Annotated in this window: 14 protein-coding genes and 3 rRNA genes; 6 read left to right on the plus strand and 11 right to left on the minus strand. The window is 67.9% G+C overall.

All coding sequences use genetic code 11. The features are described 5' to 3' along the window. The first annotated feature begins 421 nt into the window (after positions 1 to 421). The 3 genes from FGW31_RS18250 (at position 422) to rrf (ending at position 5,580) form a co-directional block, all read left to right on the plus strand. Positions 422 to 1,947 (plus strand): 16S ribosomal RNA (locus FGW31_RS18250). Positions 1,948 to 2,257: 310 nt separating this feature from the next. Then, positions 2,258 to 5,379 (plus strand): 23S ribosomal RNA (locus FGW31_RS18255). An 84-nt stretch (positions 5,380 to 5,463) separates the two neighbouring features. Next, positions 5,464 to 5,580, plus strand: a 5S ribosomal RNA gene (gene rrf / locus FGW31_RS18260). Together the 16S, 23S and 5S rRNA genes form the textbook arrangement of a ribosomal RNA operon. Positions 5,581 to 5,650: 70 nt before the next feature. Here the strand turns inward: rrf and FGW31_RS18265 are convergent. From FGW31_RS18265 to FGW31_RS18280, 4 genes are read right to left on the minus strand one after another with little or no spacing between them, the layout of a single operon-like run. Then, positions 5,651 to 6,313: a response regulator gene (locus FGW31_RS18265; RefSeq protein ID WP_142194506.1), complete on the minus strand. Its 663-nt coding sequence runs from the start codon at positions 6,311 to 6,313 to the stop codon at positions 5,651 to 5,653. After that, on the minus strand, positions 6,310 to 7,584 hold the full coding sequence (locus FGW31_RS18270; RefSeq protein ID WP_182675127.1) for a sensor histidine kinase: 1,275 nt from the start codon (positions 7,582 to 7,584) through the stop codon (positions 6,310 to 6,312). Before FGW31_RS18270 ends, FGW31_RS18265 begins: the two co-directional genes overlap by 4 nt. A 45-nt stretch (positions 7,585 to 7,629) precedes the next feature. Then, positions 7,630 to 8,409 (minus strand): ABC-2 transporter permease, encoded by a 780-nt coding sequence (locus FGW31_RS18275; RefSeq protein ID WP_142194508.1) that lies wholly within the window; start codon positions 8,407 to 8,409, stop codon positions 7,630 to 7,632. After that, a complete protein-coding gene (locus FGW31_RS18280; RefSeq protein ID WP_142194509.1) occupies positions 8,406 to 9,326 on the minus strand; it encodes an ABC transporter ATP-binding protein in 921 nt (306 codons plus the stop codon). The genes FGW31_RS18275 and FGW31_RS18280 overlap by 4 nt, the downstream gene beginning before the upstream one ends. A gap of 102 nt (positions 9,327 to 9,428) precedes the next feature. Here FGW31_RS18280 and FGW31_RS18285 point away from each other — a divergent pair, with 102 nt between their 5' ends. Continuing rightward, positions 9,429 to 9,980 (plus strand): GNAT family N-acetyltransferase, encoded by a 552-nt coding sequence (locus FGW31_RS18285; protein WP_142194607.1) that lies wholly within the window; start codon positions 9,429 to 9,431, stop codon positions 9,978 to 9,980. Positions 9,981 to 10,013: 33 nt separating this feature from the next. On the opposite strand, the gene FGW31_RS18290 is transcribed toward FGW31_RS18285, so the two are convergent. From FGW31_RS18290 to FGW31_RS18315, 6 genes are all read right to left on the minus strand, one after another. Beyond that, positions 10,014 to 11,552 (minus strand): type IV secretory system conjugative DNA transfer family protein, encoded by a 1,539-nt coding sequence (locus tag FGW31_RS18290; protein ID WP_142194510.1) that lies wholly within the window; start codon positions 11,550 to 11,552, stop codon positions 10,014 to 10,016. An 11-nt stretch (positions 11,553 to 11,563) separates the two neighbouring features. Continuing rightward, positions 11,564 to 12,973, minus strand: coding sequence for an ATP-binding protein (locus FGW31_RS18295; RefSeq protein WP_142194511.1), 1,410 nt, complete (start codon positions 12,971 to 12,973; stop codon positions 11,564 to 11,566). A gap of 13 nt (positions 12,974 to 12,986) precedes the next feature. Continuing rightward, entirely contained in the window at positions 12,987 to 14,546 is a 1,560-nt protein-coding gene (locus FGW31_RS18300) for an SCO6880 family protein (protein ID WP_142194512.1), read from the minus strand. Then, the gene (locus tag FGW31_RS18305; RefSeq protein WP_142194513.1) at positions 14,543 to 15,868 is read right to left on the minus strand and encodes a hypothetical protein; all 1,326 of its coding nucleotides are present in this window, start codon (positions 15,866 to 15,868) and stop codon (positions 14,543 to 14,545) included. The genes FGW31_RS18300 and FGW31_RS18305 overlap by 4 nt, the downstream gene beginning before the upstream one ends. Beyond that, the gene (locus tag FGW31_RS18310; protein ID WP_142194514.1) at positions 15,858 to 16,673 is read right to left on the minus strand and encodes a hypothetical protein; all 816 of its coding nucleotides are present in this window, start codon (positions 16,671 to 16,673) and stop codon (positions 15,858 to 15,860) included. Before FGW31_RS18310 ends, FGW31_RS18305 begins: the two co-directional genes overlap by 11 nt. A gap of 201 nt (positions 16,674 to 16,874) precedes the next feature. Then, positions 16,875 to 17,183 carry a hypothetical protein gene (locus FGW31_RS18315; RefSeq protein ID WP_006136301.1) on the minus strand — a complete coding sequence of 103 codons (309 nt, stop codon included), beginning with the start codon at positions 17,181 to 17,183 and terminating at the stop codon, positions 16,875 to 16,877. A 396-nt stretch (positions 17,184 to 17,579) separates the two neighbouring features. Between FGW31_RS18315 and FGW31_RS18320 the strand changes: the two genes are divergently transcribed. Continuing rightward, the gene (locus FGW31_RS18320; RefSeq protein WP_233477837.1) at positions 17,580 to 18,527 is read left to right on the plus strand and encodes a bifunctional lytic transglycosylase/C40 family peptidase; all 948 of its coding nucleotides are present in this window, start codon (positions 17,580 to 17,582) and stop codon (positions 18,525 to 18,527) included. A 209-nt stretch (positions 18,528 to 18,736) separates the two neighbouring features. Further along, complete coding sequence (locus FGW31_RS18325; RefSeq protein WP_142194515.1) at positions 18,737 to 19,444, plus strand: phosphatase PAP2 family protein; 708 nt, start codon at positions 18,737 to 18,739, stop codon at positions 19,442 to 19,444. Positions 19,445 to 19,726: 282 nt separating this feature from the next. On the opposite strand, the gene FGW31_RS18330 is transcribed toward FGW31_RS18325, so the two are convergent. Beyond that, positions 19,727 to 21,313, minus strand: coding sequence for an FAD-binding oxidoreductase (locus FGW31_RS18330; protein ID WP_142194516.1), 1,587 nt, complete (start codon positions 21,311 to 21,313; stop codon positions 19,727 to 19,729). Between the last annotated feature and the right edge of the window lie 63 nt (positions 21,314 to 21,376).

Consider the following 21,376-nt stretch of genomic DNA (forward strand, 5'->3'; position numbering starts at 1 on the left):
CAGCACGATCTCCCAGCGGGAACGATTTCGGCATGCCCGAATTCGAATTCGCACTCTCGATTTGGGAAACGCGGAGAGAGTCCGCTAAGGTTTGAGACGTCGGAACGGCCCAACGGCCGGGAAGACAAACCCCGCTGACTGGGGGTCAGGCCGAGAAAAGGATCTGATAGAGTCGGAAACACCGAAGGGAAGCGCCCGGAGGAAAGCCCGAGAGGGTGAGTACGAAGGAAGCGTCCGTTCCTTGAGAACTCAACAGCGTGCCAAAAGTCAACGCCAGATATGTTGATACCCCGTCCGTCGGAATCATTTCGACGGTCGAGGTTCCTTTGAAAAAACACAGCGAGGACGCTGTGAACCGTGAGGACTATTCCTCCTTGCGGTTCCGCTCTCGTGATGTGTTCGCCCCGATCACGGGGAAGCATTCACGGAGAGTTTGATCCTGGCTCAGGACGAACGCTGGCGGCGTGCTTAACACATGCAAGTCGAACGATGAACCACTTCGGTGGGGATTAGTGGCGAACGGGTGAGTAACACGTGGGCAATCTGCCCTGCACTCTGGGACAAGCCCTGGAAACGGGGTCTAATACCGGATACGACGCGCTCAGGCATCTGATGCGCGTGGAAAGCTCCGGCGGTGCAGGATGAGCCCGCGGCCTATCAGCTTGTTGGTGAGGTAACGGCTCACCAAGGCGACGACGGGTAGCCGGCCTGAGAGGGCGACCGGCCACACTGGGACTGAGACACGGCCCAGACTCCTACGGGAGGCAGCAGTGGGGAATATTGCACAATGGGCGAAAGCCTGATGCAGCGACGCCGCGTGAGGGATGACGGCCTTCGGGTTGTAAACCTCTTTCAGCAGGGAAGAAGCGAAAGTGACGGTACCTGCAGAAGAAGCGCCGGCTAACTACGTGCCAGCAGCCGCGGTAATACGTAGGGCGCGAGCGTTGTCCGGAATTATTGGGCGTAAAGAGCTCGTAGGCGGCTTGTCGCGTCGGTTGTGAAAGCCCGGGGCTTAACCCCGGGTCTGCAGTCGATACGGGCAGGCTAGAGTTCGGTAGGGGAGATCGGAATTCCTGGTGTAGCGGTGAAATGCGCAGATATCAGGAGGAACACCGGTGGCGAAGGCGGATCTCTGGGCCGATACTGACGCTGAGGAGCGAAAGCGTGGGGAGCGAACAGGATTAGATACCCTGGTAGTCCACGCCGTAAACGGTGGGCACTAGGTGTGGGCAACATTCCACGTTGTCCGTGCCGCAGCTAACGCATTAAGTGCCCCGCCTGGGGAGTACGGCCGCAAGGCTAAAACTCAAAGGAATTGACGGGGGCCCGCACAAGCGGCGGAGCATGTGGCTTAATTCGACGCAACGCGAAGAACCTTACCAAGGCTTGACATACACCGGAAAACTCTGGAGACAGGGTCCCCCTTGTGGTCGGTGTACAGGTGGTGCATGGCTGTCGTCAGCTCGTGTCGTGAGATGTTGGGTTAAGTCCCGCAACGAGCGCAACCCTTGTCCCGTGTTGCCAGCAGGCCCTTGTGGTGCTGGGGACTCACGGGAGACCGCCGGGGTCAACTCGGAGGAAGGTGGGGACGACGTCAAGTCATCATGCCCCTTATGTCTTGGGCTGCACACGTGCTACAATGGCCGGTACAATGAGCTGCGATACCGCGAGGTGGAGCGAATCTCAAAAAGCCGGTCTCAGTTCGGATTGGGGTCTGCAACTCGACCCCATGAAGTCGGAGTCGCTAGTAATCGCAGATCAGCATTGCTGCGGTGAATACGTTCCCGGGCCTTGTACACACCGCCCGTCACGTCACGAAAGTCGGTAACACCCGAAGCCGGTGGCCCAACCCCTTGTGGGAGGGAGCTGTCGAAGGTGGGACTGGCGATTGGGACGAAGTCGTAACAAGGTAGCCGTACCGGAAGGTGCGGCTGGATCACCTCCTTTCTAAGGAGCACTTCTTACCAACCTCTGGTTGGTCAGAGGCCAGTACATTAGCGAACGTCTGATGCTGGTTGCTCATGGGTGGAACGTTGACTACTCGGCCGGTGTCTGGGCCGGAGGCTGCTAGTACTGCTCGTCAGAGCGTGGAACGCATGATCTCCGGACGGAAGCTGGTCGGGCACGCTGTTGGGTGTCTGAGGGTTCGGCCGTGAGGTCGCCTTCAGTGCCGGCCCCAGTGCACTCGAGCTGTTTGCTCGGGGTGATGGGTGGTTGGTCGTTGTTTGAGAACTGCACAGTGGACGCGAGCATCTGTGGCCAAGTTTTTAAGGGCGCACGGTGGATGCCTTGGCACCAGGAACCGATGAAGGACGTGGGAGGCCACGATAGGCCCCGGGGAGTCGTCAACCAGGCTTTGATCCGGGGGTGTCCGAATGGGGAAACCCGGCAGTCGTCATGGGCTGTCACCCTTGCCTGAACACATAGGGCAAGTGGAGGGAACGCGGGGAAGTGAAACATCTCAGTACCCGCAGGAAGAGAAAACAACCGTGATTCCGGGAGTAGTGGCGAGCGAAACCGGATGAGGCTAAACCGTATACGTGTGAGACCCGGCAGGGGTTGCGTGTACGGGGTTGTGGGATCTCTCTTTCATGGTCTGCCGGCCATGAGACGAGTCAGAAACCGTTGATGTAGGCGAAGGACATGCGAAAGGTCCGGCGTAGAGGGTAAGACCCCCGTAGTCGAAACGTCAGCGGCTCGTTTGAGAGACACCCAAGTAGCACGGGGCCCGAGAAATCCCGTGTGAATCTGGCGGGACCACCCGCTAAGCCTAAATATTCCCTGGTGACCGATAGCGGATAGTACCGTGAGGGAATGGTGAAAAGTACCCCGGGAGGGGAGTGAAATAGTACCTGAAACCGTGTGCCTACAAGCCGTGGGAGCGTCGGGACAAGGCTTGCCTTGTTCTCGTGACTGCGTGCCTTTTGAAGAATGAGCCTGCGAGTTTGCGGTGTGTTGCGAGGTTAACCCGGGTGGGGTAGCCGTAGCGAAAGCGAGTCCGAATAGGGCGTTTTAGTAGCACGCTCAAGACCCGAAGCGGAGTGATCTAGCCATGGGCAGGTTGAAGCGGAGGTAAGACTTCGTGGAGGACCGAACCCACCAGGGTTGAAAACCTGGGGGATGACCTGTGGTTAGGGGTGAAAGGCCAATCAAACTCCGTGATAGCTGGTTCTCCCCGAAATGCATTTAGGTGCAGCGTCGTGTGTTTCTTGCCGGAGGTAGAGCACTGGATAGGCGATGGGCCCTACCGGGTTACTGACCTTAGCCAAACTCCGAATGCCGGTAAGTGAGAGCGCGGCAGTGAGACTGTGGGGGATAAGCTCCATGGTCGAGAGGGAAACAGCCCAGAGCATCGACTAAGGCCCCTAAGCGTACGCTAAGTGGGAAAGGATGTGGAGTCGCAGAGACAACCAGGAGGTTGGCTTAGAAGCAGCCACCCTTGAAAGAGTGCGTAATAGCTCACTGGTCTAGTGATTCCGCGCCGACAATGTAGCGGGGCTCAAGCGTACCGCCGAAGTCGTGTCATTCATACAACAGCCCCAACGGGTGTATGGATGGGTAGGGGAGCGTCGTGTGCCGGGTGAAGCAGCACCGGAAGGTAGTTGTGGACGGTTCACGAGTGAGAATGCAGGCATGAGTAGCGATACAAACGTGAGAAACGTTTGCGCCGATTGACTAAGGGTTCCTGGGTCAAGCTGATCTGCCCAGGGTAAGTCGGGACCTAAGGCGAGGCCGACAGGCGTAGTCGATGGATAACCGGTTGATATTCCGGTACCCGCTGTGAAGCGTCAAACATCGAATCCAGTGATGCTAAGCCCGTGAAGCCGTCGGCTGAGTCTTCGGACGAGGTCGGAGTGGTGGAGCCGGTGACCCGAGCTGGTAGTAGGTGAGTGATGGGGTGACGCAGGAAGGTAGTCCATCCCGGGCGGTGGTTGTCCCGGGGTAAGGGTGTAGGACGTCAGGTAGGTAAATCCGCCTGGCAATAGTCTGAGACCTGATGCCGAGCCGATTGTGGTGAAGTGGATGATCCTATGCTGTCGAGAAAAGCCTCTAGCGAGTTTCATGGCGGCCCGTACCCTAAACCGACTCAGGTGGTCAGGTAGAGAATACCGAGGCGTTCGGGTGAACTATGGTTAAGGAACTCGGCAAAATGCCCCCGTAACTTCGGGAGAAGGGGGGCCATTCCTGGTGATGATCTTTTCGGTCTGAGCTGGGGGTGGCCGCAGAGACCAGCGAGAAGCGACTGTTTACTAAAAACACAGGTCCGTGCGAAGCCGTAAGGCGATGTATACGGACTGACGCCTGCCCGGTGCTGGAACGTTAAGGGGACCGGTTAGCTGGCTTTCGGGCCGGCGAAGCTGAGAACTTAAGCGCCAGTAAACGGCGGTGGTAACTATAACCATCCTAAGGTAGCGAAATTCCTTGTCGGGTAAGTTCCGACCTGCACGAATGGCGTAACGACTTCTCGACTGTCTCAACCATAGGCCCGGTGAAATTGCACTACGAGTAAAGATGCTCGTTTCGCGCAGCAGGACGGAAAGACCCCGGGACCTTTACTACAGTTTGATATTGGTGTTCGGTTCGGCTTGTGTAGGATAGCTGGGAGACTTTGAAGCTCGGACGCCAGTTCGGGTGGAGTCGTCGTTGAAATACCAGTCTGGTCGTGCTGGATGTCTAACCTGGGTCCGTGATCCGGATCAGGGACAGTGTCTGATGGGTAGTTTAACTGGGGCGGTTGCCTCCTAAAGGGTAACGGAGGCGCCCAAAGGTTCCCTCAGCCTGGTTGGCAATCAGGTGTTGAGTGTAAGTGCACAAGGGAGCTTGACTGTGAGACCGACGGGTCGAGCAGGGACGAAAGTCGGGACTAGTGATCCGGCGGTGGCTTGTGGAAGCGCCGTCGCTCAACGGATAAAAGGTACCCCGGGGATAACAGGCTGATCTTCCCCAAGAGTCCATATCGACGGGATGGTTTGGCACCTCGATGTCGGCTCGTCGCATCCTGGGGCTGGAGTCGGTCCCAAGGGTTGGGCTGTTCGCCCATTAAAGCGGTACGCGAGCTGGGTTTAGAACGTCGTGAGACAGTTCGGTCCCTATCCGCTGTGCGCGTAGGAGTCTTGAGAAGGGCTGTCCCTAGTACGAGAGGACCGGGACGGACGAACCTCTGGTGTGCCAGTTGTTCTGCCAAGGGCATGGCTGGTTGGCTACGTTCGGGAGGGATAACCGCTGAAAGCATCTAAGCGGGAAGCCTGCTTCGAGATGAGGACTCCCACCCACTTGATGGGGTAAGGCTCCCAGTAGACGACTGGGTTGATAGGCCGGATATGGAAGCACGGTAACGTGTGGAGTTGACCGGTACTAATAGGCCGAGGGCTTGTCCTCAGTTGCTCGCGTCCACTGTGTTGGTTCTGAAACCACGAACAACCCCATGTGTCACACATGGTGCGGTTGTCAGTTTCATAGTGTTTCGGTGGTCATAGCGTAGGGGAAACGCCCGGTTACATTCCGAACCCGGAAGCTAAGCCTTACAGCGCCGATGGTACTGCAGGGGGGACCCTGTGGGAGAGTAGGACGCCGCCGAACAATTTTTGTGGAAAACCCCGCACCGGGCCGGTGCGGGGTTTTCTTTTTGCCCTTTTGCCTTTGCTGTTTCTCAGGACGGCTCGACCAGTCGTGTGTCGTAGGCCAGGATGACCGCCTGGATACGGTCCCTGGAACCCGTCTTCGCCAGAATGCGGCCCACATGCGTCTTCACCGTCGACTCCGCCAGGTGGAGACGCGTGGCGATCTCCGTGTTCGTCCAGCCCTTGCCGATGACGGTGAGGATCTCCCGTTCCCGATCCGTGAGCGCCGCCAGGCGGGGATCCGGGGCCTCCGAGACCGTCCCGGCCGGCAGATGATGGGCGTACGCGTCGAGGAGGCGGCGCGTCAGGCTGGGCGCCACCACGGCGTCTCCGGTCGCCACCGAGCGGACGCCGGACAGAAGCTCCTCAGGCTGGGCGTCCTTGATGAGGAAACCGGAAGCGCCCGCGCGCAGACCGGCGTGGGCGTACTCGTCCAGGTCGAAGGTCGTGAGGATGAGGACGCGGGTGCGGCCGCCGGTGGCGACGATACGGCGAGTGGCCTCGATGCCGTCCAGGCCGGGCATGCGGATGTCCATCAGGACCACGTCCGGATGCAGTTCCGCCGTCATGCGGATCGCTTCGCTGCCGTTCGACGCCTCGCCCAGGACCGTCATGTCGTCCTGGCTCTCCAGCAGCATGCGGAAGCCGAAGCGCTGGAGCGGCTGGTCGTCGGCAATGAGGACGGTGGTCACTGCGGTGTTTCCTCCGGGAGATACAGGTGGACGCGCCAGCCCCGCTCGGGGTGCGGGCGAGGGCCGGCCTCAAGTGTGCCGCCGTACAGGGCGGTTCGCTCCCGCATGCCGGGCAGGCCGCGGCCCTCGGACGGGGCCGTGGCAGGGACGGTGGTGTCGCCGGTGTCGGTGTCGGTGACGGTGACGGACACGGAGCCCCTGTCCCCGTAGCGGAACGTGATCTCGGCGGTGGCGTTCGGGCCGGCGTGCTTCAGGGTGTTGGTGAGGGCCTCCTGGACGACCCGGTAGACGGTCAGCTGACGTCCCGGCGGAAGAGCGGCCCGGCCCTCGACGGTGGTGTGGACGGGCAGGCCCGCGGCACGCACCCCGTCCACGAGCTGCTCCAGATCGGTGAGACCGGGCTGAGGGGCACGTTCCGCGGGGTGGGCGGTGTCGTCGTCGCGGAGGACGTCCAGGAGACGGCGCAGTTCGGCGAGGGCCTGACGGCTGGTGGTGCCGATGGCGTCCAGGGCCTGGGCAGCGCGCTCCGGCGACTTGCCGGCCGCGTACCTGCCGCCGTCGGCCAGGCCCGTGATGACGGACAGGTTGTGACCGATGATGTCGTGCATCTCCCGGGCGATGCGGGCCCGCTCCGCGGCCGCCGCGATCCGGGCCTGCTGATCGCGTTCGATCTCCAGGCGGCGGGCGCGGTCCTCCAGGGCCTCCGTGTAGTTCTGGCGGGTGCGGACGGTGATGCCGATGAGGACGGCGACGACGACGGACATCAACTGCCCGCCGATCTGCTGGTTCCAGTCGCCCTCCCCGTAGCGGGCGGTGGACACGGCCACCGGGGCGAGGGCCAGGGCCGTCGCCCACCACAGATCGCGCAAGGGGCGGCGCAGGGCGATGTGGTAGATGACGGCGAGTTGGAGCAGCGCCACCTGGAGGGCCGCGCCGGACCAGGCGTTGACCAGGGCGAACGGGGCCATGACGAGCAGCACCGCGGCCGGATGGGTGCGGCGGCGCAGCAGGGGCGCGGACAGGCCGAGGCTCAGGGTCAGCAGGAGCCAGCCCGGGGTGTCGGGGTTGTGGGTGATGTTCCGCCAGCCGCCGCCCATGTAGTCGATGAGGGCGGCCGTCACCCAGAATCCGGTGACGTGCACGTCCCACAGCAGCGGGTGGCGCCGGTCGAAGGCGCGCATCCGCTGGGTGAGGCGTTGCGTGTACTGGGTGAGGGGTTCGGCCGGCCGTTCCGCCGCCGGTGCCCGCTGGTCGTTCGCCACGGGGTTCATGGTGGTGGGTGCGTCGTCCGGGCGGAACAGGGTGGGTGGCACGGGTCAGACGTCCCGGCGGCGCAGCGTGGTGGCGGCCGCGGCGAGGGAGACCGCGGCCCACAGGGCCAGCGCGAGCAGGGCCGCGGTCGGTGAGGCGGCTTCCGGGCCCGTGCGGGCGGCGGTGGCGGACTCCAGGGCCTGGGCGGGGAAGTAGCGGACGGCGTCGTCGACGACGGCGTACGGGAGCATGCGGAGCAGCTCGGGGACGATCATCACCAGGCCGATGTAGACGCCGAGGGAGACGGGCACGGAGCGGGTCACGGCGCCGAGGCCGAGGGCCATGACGGCGAGGAGGGTGAGCGCGGCCGCGTTGCCGACGAGTCCGCGCAGCACGCCCGGGTCGCCGAGGGCGGCGGACTGGTCGGTGTCGGACAGAAAGGCCTGCGCCAGAGGGAACGTGAGCAGGTTGGTCCACAGGCACAGCGGGAAGGCGACCGCGGCCAGGACGGCCGCCTTGGACCACAGGACGGGCAGGCGGCGCGGGACGGCGGTCAGGGTGGCGCGGATCTGGCCCGTGGAGTACTCGCCGGCGGTGGCGAGAACGCCCAGGACGGCGAGGTTGACGGTGGCGAACTGGGTGCCGAGGAGGACGAACATCACCGGGTCGAGGCCGCCCTCCCCGGTGCCGTCGTAGGCCGCGCTGATACCGACGCCCATGCCGACGGTGAGGGCGCCGGTGGCGACGAGGGTGATCCAGGTGGAGCGGAGCGTCCACAGCTTGTGCCACTCGGAGCGCAGGACACGGGCCGGAGTGACCCGGTACGGCTGGACGGCGGTGGTCATGCGGCTGCTCCTTCCGGGGCGGCGGAATAGTCGACGGAATCGCGGGTGAGGTCCATGAACGCCTCCTCCAGGGAGGCCGTGCCCGGGGTGAGTTCGAACAGGGGGATGGCGTGGGCGGCGGCGGTGCGGCCGATGTGCTCGGCGTCCGTGCCGCGCACGGTGAGCCGGCCCGGCGCGTCGGCGGTGACGGTGACGCCCGGTGCGGAGAGGTGGCGTACGAGGGCGGTGGCGTCGGGGGTGACGACCGTGACGGTGCCGGCGCCGCAGTCGCGTACGAAGTCGGTGACCGTGGTGTCGGCGAGGAGCCGGCCGCGGCCGATGATGACCAGGTGGTCGGCGGTGAGGGCCATCTCGCTCATCAGGTGGGAGGACACCAGGACGGTGCGGCCCTCCGCGGCCAGGGACTTCAGCAGGGTGCGGATCCACAGGACGCCCTCGGGATCCAGGCCGTTGACGGGTTCGTCGAGGACCACGGTGGCCGGGTCGCCGAGCAGGGCGGCGGCGATGCCCAGGCGCTGGCCCATGCCGAGGGAGAAGCCCTTGACCCGGCGGTGCGCCACATCGGTCAGGCCGGTGATGCCGAGGACGTGGTCGACGCGGGTGCGCGGGATGCCGTGGGTGTGGGCGAGGGCCCGCAGGTGCTGGTGGGCGGTGCGGCCCGGGTGGACGGAGCGGGCCTCCAGCAGGGCGCCGACCTCCGTGAGCGGCGCGGGATGGTCGGCGTAGGCGCGGCCGCCGACGGTGGCGTGGCCGCGGGTGGGGGTGTCCAGGCCGAGGATCATCCGCATGGTGGTGGACTTGCCGGCGCCGTTGGGGCCGAGGAAGCCGGTGACGGTGCCGGGGCGGACGGTGAAGGTCAGGTCGGTGACGACGGTCCGGTCGCCGTAGCGTTTGGTGAGGTGCTGTGCCGTAATCATGCTTCGATGCTCGTCCGCGCGGGGGCGACGGGCGTCGGACCGGCGACCGTATTCGGATGAGCGGAGTGGTACCCCGGTACTACGGTGGCGGCCATGAGTGCCATGCCCTTCGAGGACTGTGTGATCCGGCCGGTGCGTGCGGACGAGTGGCGTGCGGCGAAGGAGCTGCGGCTCGCCGCGTTGCGGGACCCGGTCGCGCACCTCGCCTTCCTGGAGACGTACGAGGACGCCGTGGCCCGGCCCGACTCGTTCTGGCGGGAGCGGACGGCGAACGGTGCGGAAGGGTCGGACGGGGCGCGGCAGTTCGTCGCCGAGACGGCGGACGGGGACTGGGTCGGCACGGTGGCCGTGCTGATCGAGGAGGCCGGGTCGACGGACTGGGCCGGGTTCCCCGTGGAGCGGCGTCAGGGGCATCTCGTCGCGGTGTACGTGGCGCCGGGGCACCGGGGGAGCGGGCTGGCCAAGGCGTTGTTCGAGGCCGCGCTGGAGTGGGCGTGGACGTGTGACGCGGAGCGGGTGCGGCTCATCGTGCACCCGGGGAACGCGCGGGCGTTGGGCTTCTACCGCAAGGCGGGGTTCGTGGAGAGCGGGGTGACCGTGCCGCTGGCGGGGAAGCCGGACGAGCGGGAAGTGGAGATGGTCGTGGAGCGCTGAGGCGCGCGGAGGGGCCGTGCGGGATGTGGGTGATCAGACCGGTAGGTCGTGGTGCGGCCAGCGGGCGCGGCCCTGTTCGCGGGAGCGGAGCAGGGCGAGGGTGGGCATGCCCCGGTCGGCGCCGTCGGCGAGCAGCTCCGGGAGCTGGGGGAGCGGGGCGACGGCGGCCACGTCGTCCAGGACGAGGGTGAGTGGTGGGTCGAGCCGACCGGAGGATGACCGTTCGGCCATGCGCCGGCCGTGCTCGACCACGTGTGCGGCGAGGGCCGTCAGCAGGGGCATCGCGCCCGGGCTGGTGCGGGGGTCCTCGATGGATTCACCCACGACATAAAGCGTGCCCCCTTCGTGGATGAAGGAATCCAAGGCGAGGGCATCGGTTCGGTTGTGTGTGCATGCCTCGCGCACATTGACGGTCGACAGGGCGGACAGGGCACGGGTGGTCAACTGCTGGGCCATGTCGCGGCGTTCGGGGTGCGCGGTGAGGGCCGCCTCGAGTTCGCCGGCGGCGCCGGGTGCCGCCTTGGGGCTGGTGCGCAGGATGCGTACGGCGTCGTGGACCTGGATGCCCTGGGCCCAGCGGTGGACGTGGCGGACGGTGCGGCCGTCGACGGCGGCGGCGTGCACATAGCTGCGCAGCAGGGTCTCGGCGGTGTCCGCGACGGCCTGGTCGAGGCGGGAGGCGGGGCGGACGGGGCTGAGGAGCGCGGCCGCGCGGGCGGCGGCGGTGTGCTTGTCCTCGCAGCCTGCGGTGGGCGACCAGTGGAGGCGGGCGGGCGTGTCGCAGCGGTGGGTGGGGTCGTAGAGGTGGGTGGGGCCGAGTTTGGCGCGGGCGTCCTTGGTGTCGTGCCACAGGGTGGGGTTCGAGGTGAGGACGAGGGCGGGGCCGTCCGCGTCCCGTACGGCCTGGGCGGCGGTGGTGTGGCGGACGGCCGGGGGGCCGTAGTGGACCACCGTGGTGCCGGCGCGGTGGGGTTCCTCGGCCGGGTGCCCGCCCTTGGACAAGGACGGTGACGAGGCCGGTGACGGTGCCGGTTGTGGGGCCGTCTCCCGTACCGGCTCCGGTGCCGCCCTCGGCAGGGGCACCTCGCGCTGGAGCGGCGCCGGTGGTGCCGCGGACGGTGCCGGTCCGGGTGTCGGTTCCGGGGTGGTGGCCGGTGCCGCCGCCCGTTCGAGGGCCGCGATCCGTGCGGCGCGGCGCCGCGCCCGGCCCGCCCGCCAGCGGGCCACGGTGCCCAGGACGAACACCGTGAGGACGACGAGGATCATCAGCTGACCGATGAACAGGCCCCAGAAGAGGCCGTAGCCGGACAGGTGCGCCGCGGGCGTGTCCGGCCAGGCGCCGGGCAGGTCGTGCGGCTCGGCGACGAGGTGGCGCATGGCCAGCGGAGTGCGGGCGAACGTCACACCGGCCGGCCAGTGGCCGTGCGCGAAGAGGCCCGCGAGTCCCGTCGCCGTCCACACCATGGTGGTCATGCCGAGGAGGAACCCGAGGATGCCGATCAGCAGCCCGTCGGGGATGCCGCCGGACTGCCGACCGGCCGGGTCGTGCTCACGGTGATCGTCCGGTCTCACGCGTCGTCCCCCTACGCCACCGTCGACTCGGAGTCGCCGATGTGCTGCTCCATGAAGGCCGCCGCCCGTTCCTCCGCCTCGCGTTCGGCGGCGTGCAGCGCGTCGTCGGCCAGGTCGGTGGAGGACTCGGTCATCGCGCGGTCGGTGAAGACCAGCGGGCGTTCGGTCTCGGTGACCAGGTGTTTGACGACCTGGACGTTGCCGTTGACGTCCCAGACCGCGATGCCGGGCGTGAGGGTGGGGATGATTTCCACGGCCCAGCGGGGCAGGCCGAGGACGCGTCCGGTCGCCCGCGCCTCGTCGGCCTTCTGGGCGTAGATGGTCCGGGTCGAGGCCATTTTCAGGATGGCCGCCGCCTCCTTCGCGGCCGCTCCGTCCACCACGTCGGACAGGTGGTGGACGACGGCGACGAAGGACAGGCCGAGGCGCCGGCCGAACTTCAGCAGGCGCTGGAACAGCTGGGCCACGAACGGGCTGTTGATGATGTGCCAGGCCTCCTCGACCAGGAAGATGCGCTTCTTCCGGTCGGGGCGGATCCAGGTGTGCTCCAGCCACACGCCGACGATCGCCATGAGGATCGGCATGGCGATGGAGTTGCGGTCGATGTGGGACAGGTCGAAGACGATGAGCGGCGCGTCGAGGTCGATGCCGACGGTCGTCGGGCCGTCGAACATGCCGCGCAGGTCGCCGTCGACCAGGCGGTCCAGGACCAGGGCGACGTCCAGGCCCCAGGCGCGTACGTCGTCTATGGCGACGTTCATCGCCTCCGCCGACTCCGGTTCGGGATGGCGGAGTTGTTCCACGATGTCGGAGAGGACCGGCTGGCGTTCGACGATGGTCTCGTTGACGTAGGCGTGCGCGACCTTGAGGGCGAAGCCGGAGCGTTCGTCCAGGCCGTGGCCCATCGCGACCTCGATGATGGTCCGCAGCAGCGCCAGCTGGCCCGTGGTGGTGATGGACGGGTCGAGCGGGTTGAGGCGGATGCCGTGGTCCAGGGCGGCCATCGGGTCCAGCCGGATGGGGGTGATGCCCAGTTCCTGCGCGATGAGGTTCCACTCGCCGACGCCGTCCTCGCCCTGCGCGTCCAGGACGACGACCTGGCGGTCGCGGAAGCGCAGCTGGCGCAGGACGTACGTCTTCTCCAGGGCCGACTTGCCGTTGCCGGACTCGCCGAGGACCAGCCAGTGCGGGGCGGGCAGTTGCTGGCCGTAGAGCTGGAAGGGGTCGTAGATGTAGCCCTTCCCGGAGTACACCTCGCGGCCGATGATGACGCCGGAGTCGCCGAGGCCCGGCGCGGCGGTGGGCAGGTAGACCGCCTGTGCCTGGCCGGTGGACGTGCGCACCGGCAGCCGGGTCGTCTCCACCTTCCCGAACAGGAAGGACGTGAAGGCGTCGGTGACGACGGTCAGCGGATCCCGCATATCGGCTCAGCCCCTACCTTCGGATGCCGGTGGCGAACGGAAGTGTGTTCACGAAGGCGCGGTGGTGCTCGCGGTCGCACCACTCCAGCTTCAGGTACGACTTTCCGGCCGAGGCCCGTATGGTCCGCTTGTCGCGGGCCAGGGCCTCGGGTGTGCGGGAGGAGACGGTGATGTAGCCGACGAGGTTGACGCCGGCCGCGCCGCTGGCGAGGTCCTCGCCGCGCTGGTCGAGGCGGCTGTGGGCGGCGATGTCGCGCGGGTCGACGGTGCGGTTCATCTTGGCGGCGCGGGAGGCCTCCGCCTCGTCGTTGGTCTTCTCGGTCAGCATGCGTTCGATGGCGATCTCGGTGGGTTCGAGGTCCATCGTGACGGCGACCGTGCGGATCACGTCCGGGGTGTGGACGAGCAGGGGCGCCAGGAAGTTGACGCCGACCGGGGTCATCGGCCACTCCTTCACCCAGGCGGTGGCGTGGCACCAGGGGGCTCGGGTGGCGGACTCGCGGGTCTTGGCCTGGAGGTAGGTGGGCTCCATGGCGTCCAGCTCGGCCGGCCAGGCGTTGCGCTGCGTCATTGCCTGGATGTGGTCGATCGGGTGGTCCGGGTCGTACATGGAGTGGACCAGCGAGGCCAGCCTGCTCTGGCCGAGCGGCTGCCGTACGCGGATGTCGGCCTCCTGGAGCCGGGAGCAGATGTCGGTGAGCTCACGGGCCATGACGACGGCGAGTCCGGCGTCGCGGTCCACCTTGCCGCCGCCCTGGCTGCGCATCGCGCGCGCCATGGTGTTGGCCTCGGCGGCCAGCTCGCGCGTGTAGTGCATGCAGGCGACGAGGTAGGCGCGGTGCTGTTCGCTGCTGGTCGACACCATCGACTGCAGCTGGTCGTACGACTGCTGCAGCCAGGCCGGCGCTCTCTCGTCGCCGCGGACGGCGACGTCCTTGGCGTGGGCGTCGGGGTCGGCGGGCAGGGTGCGGGCGAGCATCTGGATGCGGGTGACGAAGCCGTCGCCGTTGGCCACGTGCTTGAGCAGGGTGCCGAAGCGGTCGACGAGGGCTTCCTGGTCCTCGGAGTCGCGCAGGCCGACGCCGGGGCCCTCGATCTCGATGGCGGCGGTGACGGTCTTGCGGTCGGCGTGCAGCAGCACGGCGATCTCGTCGGGGCCGAAGGGCGCGGACAGCCAGGTGATCCTGCCGATGCCGGGCGGCGGTCCGACCGCGACCTCGCGGCCGTCCAGCCGGGTGCCGGCCTCGATGACTCCGGAGCGGTAGGTGGCGCCGCGGCGCAGGGTGCGCTTGTAGCTGCGGTTGATCTCGAACCACTTGTAGAACGTGCGGTGCTTGTACGGCACGTACACCGCGGCCAGCGCCAGCATGGGCAGTCCGGCGAGGAGGACGATCCGCAGGGACAGGACGGGGACGAGCAGTCCGCACATCATGCCGAGGAACGCGCCCACGACGATCAGCGCGATCTCTCCGGTCTCGCGATTGCGGCCGACGATCGCGTTCGGCCGGGCTCGGCCGATCAGATACGTACGGCGGGGCGTGACCGGATGGGACACGTGGGACTCGGTCGTCAACGCCCTTCACCTCCCGTGCGGTTGGTACTGCTGTTGCGGGTGCTGCTGGCGTGGGGCGTGTTCACCGGGCTGCTCGAGCGGGGCGCGGGGGCGGCGGAGGGGACAGTTCCGCCGCCGTTCGACGTGCGCGAGCTGTGCGCGGCGACTCCGCCGGAGGCGGGGTTGGAGGGGCGGGGGGCGGAGGACTGGCCGCCGCCGTTGTTGTCGGCGCGGGTGCTGTGGGTCTTGATGCCCTGCGCGACCAGGGTCGCCGGGGAGCTCATGACGGCGGCGGCCTTGCCCTCGGCGCCCTGCATGAGGCGGTTGTTGCGGGAGTTGGCGAGTTCGTCGCCGAAGCCGGGGACGAAGCGGTAGATCATGGCGGACGCGAAGATGGCGAGCAGGATGATCGCCAGTCCGGAGACGACGGCGGAGAAGGCGTCCGGGCCCTCTTCGGCGGAGAGCGCGCCGGCGAGGCCGAGCACGATCACGATGACGGGCTTGACCAGGATCACGGCGATCATGATGCCCGCCCAGCGGCGGACGTGGCCCCACAGGTTCTTGTCGACCAGGCCGGCGTAGACGACGGTGCCGAGGAGGGCGCCGACGTAGAGCAGGGCGGCGCGGATGACGAGTTCCAGCCACAGCACGCCGGCGGCGAGGATCGAGACGAGGGAGACGACGATCAGCATGATCGGGCCGCCGCCGATGTTGTCGCCCTTCTCTAGCGCGGCGGCGAAGGTGCCGAAGAAGGTGTCCGTCTGGTCGCCGGTCGCCTTGGCGAGCACCTCGGTGACGCCGTCGGTCGCGGAGACGACGGTGTACAGGATCAGGGGCGTGAACGCCGAGGCGAGCACGGTGAGCCAGAGGAAGCCGATGGCCTCCGACAGAGCGGTGGTGAGGGGCACGCCGCGCACCGCGCGCTTGGCGACCGCGAGCAGCCACAGCAGGAGCGTGAGGATCGTCGACGCGGCGAAGACGACGGCGTACTGCTTGAGGAACGTGTCGTTGGTGAAGTCGACGTCCGCGGTCTCCTCGACGGCGTCGCTCAGCTTCTCGACGGTCCAGGACGCGGCCTCGGCGCAGCCCTTGGCCAGGGAGGCCAGGGGGTCGAGGGTGGTGGTGGGGTCGTCGAGGGTGCTGGAGCGGGCGGAATCGCCGCTTTTGCCTTTTTCGCAGTAGTCCTTGGCGGGGCCGCGGATGAGGTCGCAGGGGTCGTTGCTGTCCGTCGGGGTCGGCGACGGGGTGGGAGCGGCGACGGCTCGGCCGGTGAACAGCACCAGGGCCGCCTGCGCTGTGACGACGGCGGCCGAGACTTTGACGAAGCGGTGGCTAGCGCGCATACGTGAACCCTCCGTACTCCTCGACAGCCTTCGTCATGTCGTCGGCGGTGGAGGCCTTTTGGTCGCGCCCGACCGGGACTGGTCCGTCCTTCTGCTGGAAGTCGATGATCTTCCAGTCGTTGTTGATCCACTTCAGTTGGTACGTGGTGGTGTACCAACTCTCGGTCACCGGGTTGGTCGAGCCCTCGCCCGACAGGCCGAACAGCGACGTGTACCAGACCTCGACGGAGGCATCGCTCGCAGTGAACGCCGTGACCTTCGTGCCCACGGGGATCACTCGGGAGACGAAGGTCTGGCCGGCGGGTGCCGTGCCGTTCTTGTCGAGGCCGATATTGGCCAGGAACTCCGCGTTCGAGTAGGCCCTGTCCAGGTCGGACTGCCGTGCGGCGGCGACGTCGGGGGCGTAGACGGTGTTCACGATCTCGCCGCGCCGGGCCTTGGTGAACATCTCGGCGGAGCCGAGTACCACCGCATAGTTCGCCGCCGCGCTCTGTGCTCCCTCGCGGTCGTGGGTGAAGCCCGCGGGGATGCCGGCGGCCTTGGTGGTGACCGGCTTCTTCCCCGAGGGGGCCGTCGCCGCGGCCTTGGGGGAGTCCGCGGAGGCTGCCCCCTCCTCCGCGGCGGAATCGTCTCCTCCACGGTTCGCGAAGGCGATCGCGGCGATCAGGAGGACCACGACGCCGACCACCGTGACCAGGCTGCGCGAGGAGGACCGGCCGCCTCTGCGCGCGCCGCCGTACGGGTCGCCGTCGCTTCCTTCCGGCAGTCGGATGCGGGTCTGACCCGTGTCGTCTCCGAGGCTCATGCCGCGTACGCCCCCTCAGCGTCGTGCGGGAACAGCTCGTACTCCGTGTACTCCACGTACGACGGTAGCCGTGCTGGCTCCCGCGCGGGCGCGGTGTGGTGACTGGACATCAGGGAAACGCAACCTCAGCCGGTGGGCACGACGGGTGGGTGGGGGTGGAGGGGGCCGGGCGCGCCCGGTCGGGGTCGGTGGAGCGGGGGCCTATACGGCCATGCCGTACACGATGGTGAACAGCGTGCCGAGGGAGCCGATGATGAAGACGCCCGTCAGCCCGGCGATGATGAGGCCCTTGCCCTGTTCGGCGCTGAAGGTGTCCCTCAGTGCGGTGGCGCCGATGCGCTGTTTGGCCGCCCCCCAGATGGCGATGCCGAGGCAGATGAGGATGGCGACCGCCATGACCACCTCGATCATCACCTTGGCTTCGTTGCCCAGGCTGCCGAAGGGGCCCCAATCTGGAGCGATCCCGCCGATAATGGTGTTGATGTCTCCCTCGTCGGCCGCAAAGAGCATGTAAGTCACCGCCCCTGTATGGGTAGTTCCGCTTCCTCTGCGGTAGTGCAGAGGTCAGGCCTCATTGTCGCCGACGATGACGCTGTCGTATGTCGACTTGGCGTCATCTGTTGGCGGGTTTCGTACGAATAGCTTGCCACCGGCGCGCGCCGGTCTCCGGTAGGGGCGCGGCAGGACGGATGAAGAGTCGTATCGTCACTCTGTGTATCACGCTGCGTTACGGCGGGCAATGACGGATGTGGGGCCGAAAGCCGTGCCTGTGATCACTGCCGGGTGACGGGTGTCGCCTCTACACTGACGTTCGGCGGCGGACTGCCGGAAGGTGAGGGGTGGTTGACGGTGCGTAAGGTGTGGGTCGCTTCGTCCCTTGCCGTCGGTTCCGCTCTCGCGTTCGTGATGCTGCTCGTCGTCGGGGTGTACGTGGTCTCCGGGAACCTCATCAACGGGGTCGGCGGCGGGGCGGCGAAGGCGCTCGCCAAGGGCAGCGTGCCGGCCGCCTACCAGCAGCTCGTGCAGAAGTGGGGCAACCTCTGCCCGGCCATCAACCCGGCGCTGCTCGCCGCCCAGCTCTACCAGGAGAGCGGGTTCAACCCGAAGGCCCAGAGTCACGCGGCGGCGCAGGGCATCGCGCAGTTCATCCCGGGCACCTGGGCCACGCACGGCATCGACGGGGACGGCGACGGGGACCGCGACGTGTGGGACCCGAACGACGCGATCCCGTCGGCGGCGCAGTACGACTGCACGCTGGCGTCCTATGTGAAGGACGTCCCCGGGAATCTGACCGAAAACATGCTCGCCTCGTACAACGCGGGGGCGTACGCGGTGATCAAGTACGGGGGTGTCCCGCCGTACGAGGAGACGCGGAACTACGTCAAGAGGATCACCTCGCTGGAGAAGAGCTTCGCCGCCCCGGTCGGCCGGGTCGACCCCTCCAAGCAGGCCGCCGGTGCCATCGCCTTCGCGCAGAAGAAGCTCGGCACGCTGTATCTCTGGGGTGGCAACGGCACGCCTGAGCAGGGCGGACGCTTCGACTGCTCGGGGCTGTCCAAGGCGGCGTACGAGAGCGTGGGGATCACGCTGCCGCGGGTGGCGAACGACCAGTACAACGCGGGGCCGCATCCGAAGCGGGACGAGCTCCTCCCCGGCGATCTGGTGTTCTTCTCGGACGACCTCACCAATTCGCGCGCCATCCGGCATGTGGGGATTTATGTCGGTGGTGGTTATATGATCAATGCGCCCCGTACGGGTGCTGTCATCCGGTTCGACCCGATCGACACGCCTGACTACTTCGGCGCCACGCGGGTCACCGAAGATGGCGCGAAAGCGCTGCCCACAACGGCGTGAGCGGAGCGTTAACCCACCCCCTGAGCTGCGAAGATGCGTCTCGCTTCGATAACGTCTGCGTGATCATTCGGTGGAGTGTGGAACGTATTAACGGGAGCCGTGCGTTCCTGTTGTCGTAGCCGAGCAGACAGCGCTTCTACAACCACGGGGGTGGCAGGAGCGGCGTGCGCACCGTGCGCCGGAACAGATGACGAAGGGGCCGCAGCATCATGGCTGGACTCGCCGATTCCGGGTCGAACCCCGACGTCGACCTGCTCTACGACATCAACGGTCTCGCCAAGGCCGCGCCGCCGTGGTTCGACCGGATCATGGAGTTCGTCGGCGAGTACGGGTTGCTGTTCGCCATGGTCCTGCTGGTGCTGTGGTGCTGGTGGACCGTGCGGCGACGGGGCGGTGAGGACGCGGCGCCCTCGGTCGCGGCGCTGGCGTGGGCACCGCTCGCGGCCGGTGTCGCGGTGCTGGTGAACGTGCCGATCCGGGGCTTCGTGGAGCGGCCACGGCCGTTCAACGACCACGAGGGCCTGGAAGTCCTGGTCGACGGCAAGACCGACTACTCCTTCGTCAGCGACCACGCGACGATCACCATGGCGCTCGCCGTCGGACTGTTCGTCGCCAACCGGAAGTTCGGCCTCGTCGGCCTCGGGATCGCCCTGCTCGAAGGCTTCTGCCGCGTCTACATGGGCGTGCACTACCCGACGGACGTCGTGGGCGGGCTCGCGCTCGGCACGGCCGTCGCGCTGCTGCTGTCGCCGCTCGCCATGGCGCTGCTGACGCCGGTCGCGCGGGCGGTCGAGCGGTCGCCGCGGGCCGGATGGCTGATCAGGGCGCGGGGCCGGCACCACACCGAGGAGAGCCGCGTGGCCACGGGCACCCGCAACGGGGCGCCGGGCGCGGAGGAGCGGGACCTGGCGGCCTGACTCACGGGCCCGGTCCCGCCGTACGGGGCTCGGGCGCGGAACGGGACCTTGGGGCCTGACCCGGGCCCGACCCCGCCGTACCGGGCGGCGGCCTGCTCGACCGCCCGAACCGTGGCGCCGAGCCCGAACCGTGGTGAGAGCCCGGACCGCGGTGCAGAGCCCGAACGTGGCGCAGAGCCCGGACCGCGGTGCAGAGCCCGAGCCGCGTCGCAGTCCGAGCCGCGTCGCTGCCCGCGCCGCGTCGCAGTCCGCGCCGCCTCGTCGTCCGAGTGCGGACCTGTTCTACAGGGCCTGGGGGCCGGTGAAGACGCGGTCCGGGTCGTACCGCCGCTTCAGCCGGGTCAGCCGGTCGGCCGCGTCGCCGTAGTAGGCGCGGCGCCAGCCGGCCAGCGTCGGGTCCGGGTAGTTCTGGTAGGCGGCGCCGGAGGCGTGCGGGCGCAGGGCCCGGTGCGCCGCCGCCAGCCAGGACCCGGCCGCCGCACCGGAGCCGCCCGCCGGCCAGGAGGCGATGTACTGGGCCAGCATGCGGGAGCGGCGGTGGACGAACGCCGTGGCCGTCGGCGCGACCCGGTTGACGGCGCCGCCGAGCGCGGTGAGCGCGATGCTGCCGGAACCGCCGCGCACGGCCTCGACCTGCGCGAGCAGGGTGCGTATCCCGTCGGCGTCGAGCGGGCGGTCGAAGAAGTCGGAGCGGGCGGAGTAGGTCTCGCGGCCCAGGGCGCCCCGCGGGGAGCGGCCCGGGGTGGTGCCGGGCAGGTGGCACTGCGCGTCGTCGGCGAACGCCGAGCAGCCGGCGTACAGCTCCATGGACTCCCGGTAAGAGCGGCGGCGCAGCGAGACGCCGCTCGCCGAGGCGCCGACGCGGTCGGCGAGGCGGTCGACGGCGTTCTGGAGTTCGCCGTGGGTGCCGAGGGAGAAGACGGTGACGGAGACGGTCGGGCTGCCGCCCGGGGTGTTCTCCAGGTGGAGCGCCGACCAGATCTCGTCGGGCTGGTCCGGGCCCCAGTCCTGCCAGGCGGCGACCACGGCGGCGGCTTTCGGCCACGGCCAGGTCAGGTGTCCGGTGACGCTCCGCGGTGCCGGGTGGGTGGTGAAGCGCAGTTCCGTGACGATGCCGAAGTGGGCCTGGCCGGCGCCGCGCAGCGCCCAGAACAGGTCCTTGTTCTCGGTGGCGTTCGCGGTGAGCTGCCTGCCGTCCGCGGTGACCAGGGTGGCCTCGGTGAGGCTGTCGCAGGTCAGGCCGTAGGCGCGGGACGTCATGCCGTGGCCGCCGCCGAGGGCGAGGCCGGATATGCCGACCGTGGGGCAGGAGCCGCCGGGGACGGTCACGCCGTGGGCGGCGAGGGAACGGTAGACGTCGATGAGCTTGGCGCCGGCGCCGATCACCGCCGTGCCGGCACTGGTGCGGACGCGGTCCATCCGGGAGACGTCGATGATCAGGCGGTCGTCGCCCGAGGACGCGCCGGTGTAGGAGTGGCCGCCGTTGCGGACGGCGACGGGGACGGCGTGGGCGCGGGCGTGGGCGCGGGCGTGGGCGAGGGCCGTGCGGATGTCGTCGGCGTGGGCGGGATAGGCGACGGCGGCGGGCCTCAGGCCGTCGAAGCGGGTGTTGTAGAGGCGGTGGGCGGTGGGCCAGTCGGCGTCGCCGGGGCGGACCAGGGAGCCGTCGAGGTCACGGGCGAGGGCGGTCCAGTCGGCGGGGGAGGGCGACCGCGCCGGGGCGGAGGTGCGGGAGGCCGGCGCGCCGGACGCGGGGGTGCGGGAGGTGGGGGTGCGGCGGGGTGGGCCGGTGTCGTCGCGGGCGCAGGCGGTGGTGGCCGTGCCGGCGGTGAGGGCCGCCGCGCCGGTGATGAAGCTACGTCGTTCCATGGCGCCTCCCGGGCTCGTGGAACGAGACGGGCGCGGGGCCGCGCGGGTTCCACGGCGCCGGGT

It is taken from the genome of Streptomyces calvus (genome assembly GCF_006782915.1).
GTDB lineage: Bacteria > Actinomycetota > Actinomycetes > Streptomycetales > Streptomycetaceae > Streptomyces > Streptomyces calvus.

Bases quoted from the DNA above. Each gene is read 5' to 3' on its own strand.
- FGW31_RS18270 (WP_182675127.1), bottom strand. From the start codon at position 7,584: ATGAACCCCGTGGCGAACGACCAGCGGGCACCGGCGGCGGAACGGCCG.
- FGW31_RS18275 (WP_142194508.1), bottom strand. From the start codon at position 8,409: ATGACCACCGCCGTCCAGCCGTACCGGGTCACTCCGGCCCGTGTCCTG.
- FGW31_RS18280 (WP_142194509.1), bottom strand. From the start codon at position 9,326: ATGATTACGGCACAGCACCTCACCAAACGCTACGGCGACCGGACCGTC.
- FGW31_RS18285 (WP_142194607.1), top strand. From the start codon at position 9,429: ATGCCCTTCGAGGACTGTGTGATCCGGCCGGTGCGTGCGGACGAGTGG.
- FGW31_RS18295 (WP_142194511.1), bottom strand. From the start codon at position 12,973: ATGCGGGATCCGCTGACCGTCGTCACCGACGCCTTCACGTCCTTCCTG.
- FGW31_RS18305 (WP_142194513.1), bottom strand. From the start codon at position 15,868: ATGCGCGCTAGCCACCGCTTCGTCAAAGTCTCGGCCGCCGTCGTCACA.
- FGW31_RS18310 (WP_142194514.1), bottom strand. From the start codon at position 16,673: ATGAGCCTCGGAGACGACACGGGTCAGACCCGCATCCGACTGCCGGAA.
- FGW31_RS18315 (WP_006136301.1), bottom strand. From the start codon at position 17,183: ATGCTCTTTGCGGCCGACGAGGGAGACATCAACACCATTATCGGCGGG.
- FGW31_RS18320 (WP_233477837.1), top strand. From the start codon at position 17,580: ATGCTGCTCGTCGTCGGGGTGTACGTGGTCTCCGGGAACCTCATCAAC.
- FGW31_RS18325 (WP_142194515.1), top strand. From the start codon at position 18,737: ATGGCTGGACTCGCCGATTCCGGGTCGAACCCCGACGTCGACCTGCTC.
- FGW31_RS18330 (WP_142194516.1), bottom strand. From the start codon at position 21,313: ATGGAACGACGTAGCTTCATCACCGGCGCGGCGGCCCTCACCGCCGGC.